Consider the following 13,161-nt stretch of genomic DNA (forward strand, 5'->3'; position numbering starts at 1 on the left):
GCGAAGGCGAATTTCTGTCAACGGCCCTGGCTCGCATGAGGATTGCCCGATGCGGTCACTACGATCAGAGCCCAAGACAACCGATCGACTGGTGCGAGTGGAGAGTGCCGGTCGAGGTCGCCGTCGCCAGGGACCGCTCCCCGGGCTGTGGTGATCTCCCTGCGTAGGAGGACCTTCCGCATGTTCCGAGGTATCGGGAACGCTGTCGTCCGACATCCCGTCTGGACGATCGTGGCATGGCTGATCGCGGCGGTGGCGATCGTCGCCACCGCTCCGAGTCTGCCCTCCAGCAGCGACGAGAGCAGCTTTCTGCCCAGCAGCTATGAATCCATCAAGGCGGCCGATCTTCAGGAGAGGGCGTTCCCCAGCGCCTTCACCCCGTCCGCGATCGCCCTGTATCAGCGCACCGACGGGGGCGAACTCACCGCCGCCGACAAGAAGGATGTCGCCCGCATCACCTCCGAGCTGGGCGACAAGCACATCGACCAGGTGCAGAAGGTCGTCCCCGGCCGGCCGTCCAAGGACGGCAGGTACACCACGACCCTGGTCCAGATGGACAGCAAGAACGCCGGCCAGCCCAAACAGGCCGACGCGGCTGAAACCCTGCGCACGGACGTCAAGAAGCTGACCAAGGGCACCCAGCTCGAGGTCAAGCTCGGTGGTTCCGCCGCGCAGGCCCTGGACCAGGAGGAGTCGTCCAGCCGGGGTCAGGCGCTCATCGGCATCGGCACCTTCGTGATCATCCTGGTGACCCTGCTGATCATCTTCCGGGCACCGATCCTGGCGGTCCTGCCCCTGGTCCTGATCGGCCTGGTGTCCGCCATCGCGAACGGGCTGATCGCGTACGCCACCAAGCTGTTCGACCTCCAGGCGAACAGTTCGATCTCCTCGATCCTGATCGTCGTGCTGTTCGGCGTGGGCACGGACTACTTCCTCTTCCTGATGTTCCGCTACCGCGAACGTCTGCGTGCCGGCGAGGAACCGAAGGAGGCCATGGTCGACGCGGTCGGCCGGGTCGGTGAGGCCATCGCCTCGGCCGCCGGGGCCGTCATCATCGCGTTCCTCGCGCTGGTGCTGTCCACCCTCGGGTTCCTCAAGCAGATGGGTCCGGCGCTCGCCATCGCGGTCGCCGCCACCCTGGTCGCGGGACTGACCCTCATCCCGGCCGTGGTCTCCCTCATCGGGCCCAAGGTCTTCTGGCCGTCCAAGTCCTGGCAACGGGAACCGGAGAACGCCCGCTTCGCCGCTCTCGGCCGCGGGGTGCAGCGCCGCCCGGCACTGACCGCCGCGCTGTCCGGTCTCGTCCTGGTGGCGCTCTCGCTCGGCATGTTCGGGTACAAGGCCACGTTCGACCTGGCTTCGGGGTCCATGCCGGACACCAAGGAGTCCATGGTCGTCCAGGACGAGATGCAGAAGGCGTACTCGGCGGGCGCCGCCGCGCCCACCGACGTCTACCTGGCCAGCTCCGACGGTAAGCCGCTGGACAAGGCCGCCTTCGGTACGTACGCGCAGAAGCTCGGCGCCGTGGACGGCGTCGCGAACGCGCGGATGACCCAGCTGAACAACGACGGCACCACGGCGGACTTCACCGTGACGCTCGAGTACGAGGCCTCGACGGACAAGGCGATCGACGCCGTCGGCGAGGTGCGCGACGTCGCCCACGACGCCGCGCCCGACGGCACCGAGGCTCTCGTCGGCGGCATGTCCTCGATCTACAAGGACATCGGCACCGCGGTCAATCACGACTACCGGACGGTCTTCCCGGTCGCCGCTCTTCTGATCATGGTGATTCTGGGGCTGCTGCTGCGTAGTGTGGTCGCCCCCCTGTATCTGATGGCGTCGGTGGGTCTCGGCTTCGGCGCCACTCTCGGTGCCACCGTCTGGATCTTCCAGGGCGGACAGGGGCACTCGGGACTGATGTTCATGCTCCCGGTGATCATGTATCTCTTCGTGGTCGCCATCGGCACGGACTACAACATCCTCATGATCGCCCGGCTCCGCGAGGAGGCGCGCGAGGGCCGCGACCCGCGGGAGGCGGCCGGTATGGCCCTCCGGTACGCCGGTCCGACCGTGGCAGCCGCCGGTTTCATCCTCGCGGCGACCTTCGCCACGATGATGCTGGCGGGCAACGCTCTGCTCACGGAGATGGGCTTCGCGGTCTCGTTCGGAATCGCGGTCGCCGCGTTCGTGATGTCCATGTTCTTCACCCCCAGCCTCACGGCCCTGATCGGCCACGCCGCGTGGTGGCCGGGGCACGGCGATCGGGCGGAGGGCACCGCGACCGGCGCGGCAGCGGGGTCCGCCGGCTCCGGGCGGCGGGTCTCCGGTGAGGACCGGGGTTCTGTCGAGGAGGAGCCGTCGGGGCGCAGCCGGTGAACCCTGATCCCGGGCATCGGCGTACGTCTGTTCGCGAGCACCGCTGGAAGCCCGCTCGCGGCGCGCTCGTGCTGGGTGGGGCAGGAGTTCACGGCGGTGACCTGCGCGCCGAGGCCGGCCATGCGGGCGGCCAAGGCTCCCTGCGGCCGGCGAGTGCGCCAGCAGGAGCCCCGTCGACCGGGCCGAACTCGGTTTCAAACGCCCGCAGTTGACGGACGGGTACGGCATACCGCTGGTCACCGGCCCCGCGCCGGCGAGCACCCGCGATCCCACCCTGCTGCCCGCTACCCTCAACCGCTTCACCGACCTGGAAGCATCCCTGGGGCCGCTGCCCTCAGCACGCGACCGAGCATGGACGCTGGGTACGACTACAGCATGGTCCACCTCGACCTGAAGGCGAGAGGAATCACAGAGGCCAGATCGCCAAGCGCGGCGCGAAGACCTCGAATCCAGATCGGCGGACGGTGGGTGGTGGAGCGCACGAATTCCTGGATGAACAGCTTCGGCAAGCTCCGCAGCCGCACCGAGCGACGAAGAGCCCCCGTCGAGTTCTTCATCGCCCTGGCCAGCACAATTATCACCGTCCGCTGCCTGATCCGACGTGCCTGGCCTCTCTACCGCTGGGACACCCGCCCACGAAGCTCGCGCGTCCGATGACCCACTGGCGGCCACTTTTAGACGTCCAGTCAATGTTGGCAGCACGAGGAGCCAAGCCGGTTACGAGAAGTAGGTGTTGCCTATCCGGCCGGAGCGGGGAGAGACTGCTTGCGAGCCGAGAGTAGGTGCGCCCGTGGCAGCAGCCGAACCGGAGCACGTCGCCTGGTTGTCCCAGAGGCAGCTGGCCCGAGCCTGGCCGACCATCCGGGCGACCTGCCTGTACGCCACCGCGAAGGCCAACGGAGTCCGGAACAACCTCGGTGTATCGCACTCCACTTGGGGCGAGAGCAAGTGGCGCACGTACCACCCCGCGGACGTCGCCCGGGTGGCCGGGGCGATCGCCGACGGCACCGCGGAGCTCCAGCCGCACTGGCGGAACGACACCCCCGAGGCCAAGCTGCTCGATCAGCGCCTTCGCAGGAAGAACCTGCCCGGTGCCATCGGGTGCGCCCTGCTCGTCGCCGTCCCGTTGGCGATCATCGTCATTCTCCTGATCATTTCCTGGAACGGCTCCGGATCGTCCTCGCCCTCCTACTGGCACTGACCCACAAAGAGTCCGCTCAGTCGAGATCGGCGTCGCCGCCCTCCGCGAACAGCTCTGAGAGCGCATGGGCGAGCAGCAAATGCGTCGCCACCGACTACGAGCCAGACCCGTTTACTGGACAGTCCCCTGCCGGGGGACGGGAGGACCACCTGTCCAGCCGGTGACGTCCCCAGCCGCCCCTCCACCGCACGAGCGCGGAACAGGACCCGGGGTGGGCAAGGGTTATCTGGGGGCCGGGTGGTCCTGCGGTCTGTAGGTGCCCGTGGGTCGCAGGAGCCGGCACGTTGAGCGACCCGGGCGACGGGCCGGTTCGAGGCGCTCAGGGTTCTCTAGGTTCCAGCCCTACAGCAGCAGGGCCGTCACAGTCCACTAGAAGCGGTGCTAGCAGTTGCAGGTCGAGCGGGCGGAACTGACATGCGCAAAGCGGGTGCTGAACCGTTCAGCCGAGCAGGTCAAGGCTGACGTCGAGGCGGTCGCTCCGGTATCGGCGAAGGTGGCCGATGCGGGCGGTACTGCTGATCCCGCATCACAGCGACGCGGCCGACGGCGCAGATCCCGCATCAGCCTCAACCGCATGAGCGTCATCACCAAAGCTGTCCCAACCCTGGAGAGGCAACGCTGAAAACGCTCAGTTTGGCGCTGAGCGTTCCAGTTGGTCGGCCTGGTGCTCGATTACGACGTTGGTGTGTCGGTTCCGCAGCCACGGCACAAGCTGGACAATCCCCCACGTGACCTCGACGCTGAGGAAGAGCCACAGTATCCGCGAGGCATCATGGGCCAGTGCGTATGCCATCCATGTTGAGAACAGGGTGCGCGCGATGCCGTCGAACAGTCCGTGGAGCGGCAGCGGCCGCACGATGCGCAGTGCGGCCCAGACGATCACCACCGAACCCATCAGATTCGCGTACAGGGTCTGCCACACGTCAAGTTCGGGCAGGGCGCCCCACTCGAGTGACTCGCCCAATGTGGAGAGGGTGTCGTGCACCAGCGCGTACGTCCACGGTGTCACGAACCCCGCGGTGACTACGAAGTCGTACCAGGCACTCGCGCGTACGACACGAAGATAGGCGAGGCGTGCGGGGGCATGAACTCGGATCATGTTGAGGCTCCGGCCTGTCAGGAAGTCACCGATGCCTCACGCTAAACAGTGGAGTACGGTCCAAGGTCAAGTTCATCGTTCGAAGGGGGCGCTGGGGGATGCGCATCGGAGAGCTGGCCGCGCAGACGGGGATGACCAGGGACACGATTCGGTTCTACGAGAAGGTCGGTCTCATCGCAGGCCGACGCCTGGCCAACGGTTATCGCGATTTCCCGCCCGAGGCGGTGGCCTGGCTGCACTATGTCCGCACCGCACAGACACTCGGATTCTCTCTGGCGGAGATCGCGCGGACGGGCGAGGAGTTGCACGGGGCGCCGGACGCCGCAGAGGCGCTGTCCGCGCTGTTCGAGGAAAAGATCCAGCTCGTCGACGCACGCATGTCCGAACTCGCCACCCTGCGCGCCGAACTCACCGAGCGCGTCGGCACCGGATGCCCGCTACGGGCAGTGCACCCGGATGAGGACGGCGTCGGGAGCGTGACGGCCCGACCACTGACCAAAGCGCTCAGGCCGGTCAACTGAAGCGCTCAGTCACAACGGCGTGCACGTCTTCACCGGTGAGGCGTCGTCCAAGAGCGAGGCCCTGCGCATCGCGCACGAGGTGTACGACGCGGTGCTCGCCGCGCAGCAGGCCGGACGCGAGATCCCCGGCAAGCAGGCCGGGGGCTGAGGAGCGCCCGGTCGTGTGATCGGCCGGGTTCGAACAGAGGCCTGGTTCGGGTGAGTTGTTCGGTGTGCGGGCATGGAAGAAGGGCCCCTTGGTAGCTCGCGGATGTCGAGTCCAGCCAAAAGCAAGAGGATCTGTTGTCGAAGTGTCGCGTGGTCGTGGTTGCCGAGTCCAGTTCGTCCACTCGTGGGTGTGACTGTCTCGCCCACACCTTCGGGAACGCGGTCGACCGGCCGGATCGCCGGCCCGTACACCCGGCCTCAGCCGACCGCGCAAGGGACCTAGGCTGTCCAACAGGCCCGTTCAACAAGGCGGCTGCACAAGATCATTGTGGGTACCTATGGGTTGATGTGACGTCAGTTCAGCCCGCCCCGCACAGGCCAATCGCCCGACATTGGCCGAACTCTCGGCCGCGAGCGAGTGCGGCCTGGACGGCGAGCGGGGCATCGCCGGGCAGTGCCAGCACTGCGGCGGAACGGGCCGGCCGGGACCATACCCTGGAGACCATGTACAGACAACCGAATCCATGGGCCAGCAGCGGCCTCATCCACCAACTCGGCCCCGGCCTCTACGCCGCAACACCATGGTCTCCAGCCCCCTTGCATGACCTACGAAAACGCCAACTACCCGGCCTTGGGTCAAGGCCCTCTCCGTCAGGCCCTCTCCGTCAGCCTTCTCCCATCTGCCCGCGATCGCCCGCAAGATCGGCTGGCCGAGTGCGCCGAGCCAGCCCGCGAGCGCTCCGAGCGGCCCGATCAGCCCGGTGCTGGCCGTGGCCAGCGCACCCGCCGAGGACAGCAGCCGGGTGATCCGGCCGAGCCGGCCCGCCACTGCCTCCCGGTTGGGCTCCGGCCGGGCGACCTCCTCGTCCAACGAGTCCAGCTCGGCCCTAACCTCGGGCTCGATTGCTGGCGGCAGCGCCGTCCGCTCGATCGACGCCCTGAGTTCCCGGACCAGGCCGCGCACCTCCTGCCCGCCCGCCGTGAAGACGGCCGACTGGCCACCATGAACGGTCTGGTTCCCGGCGACGTTGTTGACTACGCCGCCCTGCTGATTGCCGATGTTGAAGGCCATGGCTCCCCACCTCCTCACCGCTGCCGCCAGGACGCCTGCCGCTCGGCATCCTCGAAGCGGCGGCGCCGGGACGTCGTCACGATGTGCAGAACGATCCCAATGACCGTCAGAACCGTCCCGATAGCCGCCATCGCGAACCCGACCGCCCCTAGCGGCACCCCAGCCACCTTCGGTCCGAGCAGCTCCGGGGAGGAGTCGAAGTTCGAACTCCCCGACGATATCTTGTCGTTGGTGCTGGCAATGAATCCAATGATTACCCAGCCGTAGATTCCGCCCCCGATCAGAAAGAGCAGGAAGCCGAGCATGATCAGGTGTCGCGCCCTGGTACGGGTCGCGGCGACCTCCTTGAAAAAGCTCTCGCGCTGCGCCTGCTGAACGTAGTTGTACTGGTCCCCGGCGACGTTGCTCAGCCGGTCGGCCTGCTGCTCCCCGATGTCGAACCGCCGCTCGCCGCCGGGCGGCGTACGGCCGACCTCGCGCGGTGCCGGGCGGCCCGGCGGGCCGGAGGGTGGCGGTCCTGCGGCGGGAGCGCCGTGACGCGCGGGCCCGCGTTCAGAGGCGGGGCCCGGGCCCGGCCTGGTGTCCGAGGTACCACCCGGGGTGCCGCCGACTCCGGGCTTCGAGGCCTGAACGGTCCGGTCTGCGGGGCGCAGCTCTTCGTAATGCACCTCCAAAGGCCCAAAATCCACCACGTCGCCCGAGTGCAGCACCTGCTGCCCGAGCACCGGGTGGCCGTTCAGCATGGTGCCGTTGGTGGAGGCTAGATCCTCGACGGTGGTCCGGCCCGAGGCCCGCCACACCACCGCGTGCCGTCGGCTGACGCCCGGATCGCCCACCTGGATCTGGCAGTCGGAGTCCCGCCCGACCAGCATCGGCTGGTCGTCGAGGACGAAGACCCGGCCGCGCAGCCGGTCCGGGCGGTCGACCACGAGTTGCGGTAGGTCGCGCTCTCGCAGAGGCGGGTCCATGGCACGACCTCCTGCCTTGGCGAAGCATCCGGCGTCGGGCGAAACGATTCGGTCGCCAATTCTGGTGATCCTCACCTTCCAGTAGAGTCCGATCGGCCCCGTCCTGCCACAGCATCCCGGACGGCCGGAATTCGGCAGTGCGTTCGCTATGTTCACGGCGATGGCGCGGGCGGCCTCCGCCGAAAGGTAGCGGGTTCTGAAAGGACGGATCACCAGGCGGTCAGCAGCGACGAGCGTCTCACGGCTGAGGGCACGACCGTAGTCGAAGGCAAGCAATTCGAGGTGGATCTTCGACCCGTACTTGCCCCGGTCGACAGGATTCGGACCTGCCCGGGCGGTGCATCCTCGGTGCGGACTCCTAGTCTTCTGAGTCAGGAATCCGTTTCAGATAGCCAGCGAGGCGTTCAAGGATTTCGTCTGCGGTCTTCGTCCGGACGTATGGCCTGGGATTGGTGTTCCAGCGGGCGATCCAGGTCCGGATGTCCTTCTCCAGGGCTTGGACGCTCTTGTGGACGCCTCGCCGTATCCGCTTGTTCGTCAGTTCCGCGAACCAGCGTTCCACGAGGTTGAGCCAGGACGATCCGGTGGGTGTGACGTGCAGGTGCAAGCGGGGGTGAGCCACCAGCCAGGTCTTGATGGCCTGAGTCTTGTGGGTGGCGCAGTTGTCGAGCACCAGATGGGCATCAAGGGTCGGTGGGATTTCCCGCTCGAGCTTGACCAGGAACTTCTTGAACTCCTCGGTCCGGTGTCGGCGGTGCAGTGACCCGATCACTGTGCCGGTGGTGACCTCGAGTGCCGCGAACAGGGTCGTGGTGGCGGCGCGGACATAGTCGTGAGTGGTCCGCTGCGGGGTGCCAGGCATCATCGGAAGGACCGGCTGCGAGCGGTCCAGCGCCTGGATCTGGGATTTCTCGTCGATGCAGGACACCAGAGCGCGCTCAGGCGGATCCAGGTAGAGCCCGACGACATCATGCACCTTGTCCACGAAGAACGCGTCCCTCGACAGCTTGAACGTCTCGGTGCGGTGGGGCTGCAGGCCAAAAGCCCGCCAAATCCGTGTGACGGTCGACTGCGACAGGCCCATCTCCGCGGCCATCGCCCGTGTCGACCAGTGCGTGGCGTTTTTGGGCGTGCTTTCCAGTGTTCTCTTCACCACCGCGGTGACCTGCTCGTCGGAAACCGAGCGAGGATTGCCCGGGCGTGGCATGTCGCCAAGCCCGGGCAAGCGGTCGCGGACAAAGCGTGCACGCCACTTGCGACCGTGTGCTCCTCGGCGCTGATCTGGCGTGCAACCTCTCGGTCGGTCATGCCGGATGCGCACGCAAGGACGATCCGGCAGCGCAGAGCCAGCGCTTGCGGCGTCGACCTCCGGCGCACCAACTCCTCCAACCGATCACGCTCTTGAGCAGTCAGAACCAACGCGGCCTTCGGCCGCCCCCCTGACACCGGCGTCACCGGCACGCGGAGGTGTTGATGGGAAAGCCCCTGCCGTCGCCTCCCCCAAGCATGTGACCGAGGCTCACGTCGGTAACGAGGTCGCAGACCCCCCTGAGCCATGCCTGCGGGTCTGCGGATTCCAGGCGCCCGTCCGGGGAGATCCGCCAGGCTTGCGGCAGATCACTTCTTCCACGCAGGAGTGTCACGGTCGAGCTCTGTTTGAGAAGTGCGGACAAGCCGAACCAGCGGTCACGGTCCCAGCGGCGTATCACGAGCGGTTCAGGCATGTACAAGTCGTCGGACGTGTAGCCGATGTACAGGGTGCGTGGATCGGATCCGAACCGCAGCGCGACGGGGCTCAGGCCGTCAAGGGCCGGCAACCGGGCCACCTCGGCGCGGTTGACCAAGTCCATTACGTGGATGGACTTGTCGTCCCATACTTCGTACGCGGCGAAACGCCCGCTGCCGTCGAAGGCCGTCCACAAGGGCCTTCCTGCGGGAATCCGCACCTCGGATCCGGGAATCGGAATCCCGTCGAGGAGTCCCCGGCGCTGGAAGTAGAACCAGCCGAGCTGCGAGTTGAGTTCGACGATGTCGTGCTGGCCGGGGCGGGCCCACGCCTCCTCCGGCTGGCCCAGCGTCGTGCGAGTGGACACCGGGCGGACCGGGTTGGTGTTCCAGACCGCCATGACGGAAGCGCCCCGTTCCGACCTCAGCCCGTCGATCTGGACGTGTGTACGGTCCACGAAACGCACGCTGGTTCCGCCCGTGGACATGCGGCCGGCCGGAGTGAGTTCGGGGATCCTCCACAGGGTCGTGGTGTTGCGAGCCCCAGAGGTACCGGCGAGGAGGCGGCCGTCCGGCGAGACCGCGAGCTGCTGCGGCAGGGAGGGGACCGCATCGCCTGCATGGCGATCGTGCGTTGCGTGCGGGTCGGACCATCCCGGTGCGACTTGACCCGTGCGGCGCCGGCTTCGGATGTCCCACGCTTCGATTCTCCCGTCCGGATGGGTGAGCAGCAGGTGAGCACCGTCGGGCGTGAAGCGGGCGTAGTCGGGGTTCGCGGCGCCGACGTAACGGAGCCGTCCCAAGGTGAGCTCACTGATCGCTCTGTCCAGGCTGTCCGGTGATGCGCTCCGGATGACGAGGGCCGTCTTGTGGGCGGTGACGATGAGCCGGTAGTTGCCCGGGGATACACGTACGAGGCCGGCCAGCCGGTAGTCGGCCGGAATCGACACGCTCTGCAACCTTTCTTGTCCTGCACCACGCGGCCCGAGGTGCACGATGTTGTGGTCGTGGGCGTCGCGGTAGGCCACGTCTTTCGCATCCGAGGTGAACAGGACGGACCCCGCCGCGCAGGAAGGTGTGGATACGCTCGATCCCACCATCACCTCGGATGCCGTGTGGGTGGCGAGGACAGCTCCGTCGGACAGATCACGCAGTCGAAAGCGGACCCCGCCGCCCGGCCACGAGCAGTCCACGAAGCGGTCGGGGCCCCTGCCCTCCAGGGTGTGGCCGGCCGCATGGGCCTTCGGCGGCGCGTACGGCCGTACGCCCGTAGGCGACAGTTCCAGAAGTGGCTCGGTGGGTGTGCGCAACACTGCCGTGCCGGCGGCTGTGACACCGATGAGCCTCGTTCCGGAGACGAAGGTGCCCAGGTCGCCCAGTGGTGGGCTGACCAAGCGCCGTGCCACGGGCCGTGAGGGCGCGAGGTCGTACAGGAGAAGTCCCTCGGACATCGCGCAGAGGAGCCATCGGCCGCTCGGATCCGCCAGCAGGTCGGTCACCGCGTCCCCCAGTTCCAGGCTGCGGACGGTGTGCCCGGTTCGCGCGTCGGCGACGAGGACGACGCTGTCCGCCAGACCGTAGTAGAGCGGATCGGTGGCGAAGGCGAGGCGGTCGTTGCCGAGCCAGACCGTGTGCTTGGGTTCGAAGGTCGACCATGCCTGGAACCCCGAGTGCTCCTGGTACGGCCTCTCTCCCTTCATCGTCGCCACCCGTACGGCCCGTTTTCCGGTGACGTTCCAGACGGCGGCGGAATGCCCTTGTACCACCACGGCTGATCCGTCGGGGCTCACCCTGCTCTCCTCGGACTGCGGCAGTACGTCGAATCCCTGAAGGGGCAGGATCGCGTCCGTGGAGCGTAACCCGCGATACCAGTCCAGCAGTCGCTTGCGGGTGCGTTCGTCGTCGTATGTGCGGAAGGCGGTGAGGTCGGTGAGCAGTCCGTGCAGGCTGCGGTCCGGTGCGTAGGGCTGCAGCAGTGCGTGTGCCAGCGCCGCGGACTGCTCGTCGCGCTTGGCGGACTCGCCGCTGGACACGGTCGTCACCAAGGAGACGGCCAGGAGAAGGACGAGGGCCGCCGCGGTGGCGCGCAGCAGCCATCGTTGGCCGGACGCGAACACGCTCGCGGTGATCAGGGCGCGCTGCCGCGGGGTCAGCTCGTGCGCGTATTGGCGTCTGTTGCGCACCGCAAGGCGGAGGGCCCGGCCACGCAATGGGACGTAGCGTCCTCGGACGCGCCGTCGGCCGCGCAGGTGTCCGTCGAGCCCGTCCTGCCAGGCGCGGAGAGACCTGCGTTCCTCGAATTGCTGCCGCAGAGGCTCCCATGCGTGGACGAGTGCTTCGTGGGCGAGTTCGGCGGTCTCCGGTGCGCCGTTGCCGCCGGCGAGGGTGACGAGCCTGGTGTCCGCCAGGCGTCGCAGCAGTGGCGTACGGTCCCCGAGATCGTCGACCTCGACGACCCGGCGCACGAAACGCTTCCCGGGCAGCGGGCTGATCAGCTGGCACAGTGTCCCGAAAACCTCGGACTCCCCACCCAGTGTTGGCCATTGCTGCTCTGCGAAGGCCTTCATGGCTCCGCCGACTCCGCCCAGCTTTCTGTACTCCTTGAGGAGGAGCAGGCCCGATCGCTGGCGCTCCCACAGCTCGCTCAGAGTGAACTCGGCGAGCGGCAACGGGTGGGGCTCCCTGCCCAGATCCGCGAGGATCAGGTCGACTAGGCCCTGTTGGTAGCCCGGCATGCCGACCACCGCCAGCGGTCTCTCCACCATGGCCCGCAGATCGTCGGGGCGCGGAGGCGGGATGGTCCACGTCGTTTGTTCCAGTCGACGTCCGATGCCGGTGTCTGCGAACAGTGTGGCAAGCGCCCCTGGTCCGACGGTCATGACGACGCGCACGGCCGAAGGCCGTCCGGGGCGGGAGTCCACCAGTCCCACGAGCGTGGCGATCAGGGCCAAGGTCGCGGTCTCGTCCTTCGCTATGGCCTCGTCGACCTGGTCGACGACGAAGACCAGACGTCTGGCCCCTCCGGTCCGCAGCAGGTGGAGCAGGATGTCTTCGCCGTGGTGGGGCAGAGCCGCGGCCAACTGGGACAGCCGCGTCGGCACCCCGTCTTCTGCGTCGGCCGTCACTGCCTCCCGGGTCCCGACGACCGCGTCCAGGCACCGGTCCACGTCCGCGCCGCATTCCGCGAGCAGCGCGCTCGCCAGGACCGACCATGGTGTCCAGCCCTCGGCGGGGCGGACGACGAGGATGGCAGTCTCGGCGTCGCGGATCCTGGGCACCAGCCCCGCCAGCACCAGCGAGGACTTGCCCGATCCGGACGGCCCCAGGACCACCAGCAGGCCACGCTCGCCCAGCCGCGCGAGCGCCGCCTGCGTGGGTTCCTCCCGGCCGAAGAAGACGTCCCGGTGCTCCTCCTCGAAGGGTTCGAGACGGCGAAAGGGGTTCTTCAGTCCCGGCATCGTCGACAACGCCGGCCACGCCGCGTAGATGGCCGAGCCGGAGAGGGCATAGCTGGTCCGCCGCCGTGTATTGCTCTCGGACTTGACGACCATGCCGACGACAGCGCCCAGGTCGGCATCGATCACGGGCCCGCCGCTGAAGCCCGGCTCCACGGCGAGTCCGGTCGAGCGCTCGTCGTCGATCTGGATCTGCCCGCCGGCCCCGGGGCCACGAATCAGCCCCTCGGCCCACACTCCTTCCGGGCGACCGCGTGGGCAGCCGAACAACCGCACCCGGTGGGCTGCCAGATCGTCGTCCGCCACGACACGGACCGCCCTGCACCCCTTGGGCACCTCGGGCAGCCGCAGGCCTGCGACATCGGACGAGGGGTCGGGGCCGAGATGTACGACGGTGGCCCGTCGCCTCCCGCCGACCTGGACCAGGGGGAAATCGATGTCCACGGTGTCGCCCAGGCGTATCGGTTCCCCTCCAAGCGCACCGGCCACCACGTGCCTGCAAGTGACGAGGGTCCCTTCGCCCACCAGAAAGCCGACGCCGACGGGATCCGCTTCTCCCCAGATCCGCACGAGCGAGAGCCGTACGAAGTCGTCCAC

The 13,161-nt window shown here is 67.8% G+C and carries 8 protein-coding genes and 2 pseudogenes; 5 read left to right on the forward strand and 5 right to left on the reverse strand.

Annotated features, from left to right (window positions below):
* Window positions 1–180 precede the first annotated feature (180 nt).
* From AC0ZLC_RS04330 to AC0ZLC_RS04340, 3 genes and pseudogenes are all read left to right on the forward strand, one after another.
* Window positions 181–2,376 carry an MMPL family transporter gene (locus AC0ZLC_RS04330; RefSeq protein ID WP_476750519.1) on the forward strand — a complete coding sequence of 732 codons (2,196 nt, stop codon included), beginning with the start codon at window positions 181–183 and terminating at the stop codon, window positions 2,374–2,376.
* Between the two features lie 133 nt (window positions 2,377–2,509).
* Window positions 2,510–3,033: pseudogene (locus AC0ZLC_RS04335) on the forward strand (transposase); the annotation flags it as partial.
* Between the two features lie 133 nt (window positions 3,034–3,166).
* Window positions 3,167–3,577 carry a hypothetical protein gene (locus tag AC0ZLC_RS04340; protein WP_476750520.1) on the forward strand — a complete coding sequence of 137 codons (411 nt, stop codon included), beginning with the start codon at window positions 3,167–3,169 and terminating at the stop codon, window positions 3,575–3,577.
* A 628-nt stretch (window positions 3,578–4,205) separates the two neighbouring features.
* On the opposite strand, the gene AC0ZLC_RS04345 is transcribed toward AC0ZLC_RS04340, so the two are convergent.
* Complete coding sequence (locus tag AC0ZLC_RS04345) at window positions 4,206–4,676, reverse strand: hypothetical protein (protein WP_476750521.1); 471 nt, start codon at window positions 4,674–4,676, stop codon at window positions 4,206–4,208.
* Window positions 4,677–4,774: 98 nt separating this feature from the next.
* Between AC0ZLC_RS04345 and AC0ZLC_RS04350 the strand changes: the two genes are divergently transcribed.
* The gene (locus tag AC0ZLC_RS04350) at window positions 4,775–5,197 is read left to right on the forward strand and encodes a MerR family transcriptional regulator (protein WP_476750522.1); all 423 of its coding nucleotides are present in this window, start codon (window positions 4,775–4,777) and stop codon (window positions 5,195–5,197) included.
* Between the two features lie 19 nt (window positions 5,198–5,216).
* The gene (locus tag AC0ZLC_RS04355; RefSeq protein ID WP_476750523.1) at window positions 5,217–5,345 is read left to right on the forward strand and encodes a hypothetical protein; all 129 of its coding nucleotides are present in this window, start codon (window positions 5,217–5,219) and stop codon (window positions 5,343–5,345) included.
* A 540-nt stretch (window positions 5,346–5,885) separates the two neighbouring features.
* Here AC0ZLC_RS04355 and AC0ZLC_RS04360 read toward each other — a convergent pair.
* The 4 genes and pseudogenes from AC0ZLC_RS04360 to AC0ZLC_RS04375 form a co-directional block, all read right to left on the reverse strand.
* Window positions 5,886–6,416: a hypothetical protein gene (locus tag AC0ZLC_RS04360; RefSeq protein WP_476750524.1), complete on the reverse strand. Its 531-nt coding sequence runs from the start codon at window positions 6,414–6,416 to the stop codon at window positions 5,886–5,888.
* A 14-nt stretch (window positions 6,417–6,430) separates the two neighbouring features.
* Window positions 6,431–7,660, reverse strand: a complete 1,230-nt coding sequence (locus AC0ZLC_RS04365; RefSeq protein WP_476750525.1) for an FHA domain-containing protein — start codon at window positions 7,658–7,660, stop codon at window positions 6,431–6,433.
* An 82-nt stretch (window positions 7,661–7,742) separates the two neighbouring features.
* Window positions 7,743–8,830, reverse strand: a pseudogene (locus AC0ZLC_RS04370) (IS630 family transposase).
* A 5-nt stretch (window positions 8,831–8,835) separates the two neighbouring features.
* Window positions 8,836–13,161 carry an nSTAND1 domain-containing NTPase gene (locus tag AC0ZLC_RS04375; RefSeq protein WP_476750526.1) on the reverse strand — a complete coding sequence of 1,442 codons (4,326 nt, stop codon included), beginning with the start codon at window positions 13,159–13,161 and terminating at the stop codon, window positions 8,836–8,838.

The organism is Streptomyces sp. GLSS-08 (genome assembly GCF_056387915.1).

Coding starts and splice junctions, on each gene's coding strand:
- AC0ZLC_RS04345 (WP_476750521.1), bottom strand. CDS start 4,676: ATGATCCGAGTTCATGCCCCCGCACGCCTCGCCTATCTTCGTGTCGTA.
- AC0ZLC_RS04330 (WP_476750519.1), top strand. CDS start 181: ATGTTCCGAGGTATCGGGAACGCTGTCGTCCGACATCCCGTCTGGACG.
- AC0ZLC_RS04350 (WP_476750522.1), top strand. CDS start 4,775: ATGCGCATCGGAGAGCTGGCCGCGCAGACGGGGATGACCAGGGACACG.
- AC0ZLC_RS04360 (WP_476750524.1), bottom strand. CDS start 6,416: ATGGCCTTCAACATCGGCAATCAGCAGGGCGGCGTAGTCAACAACGTC.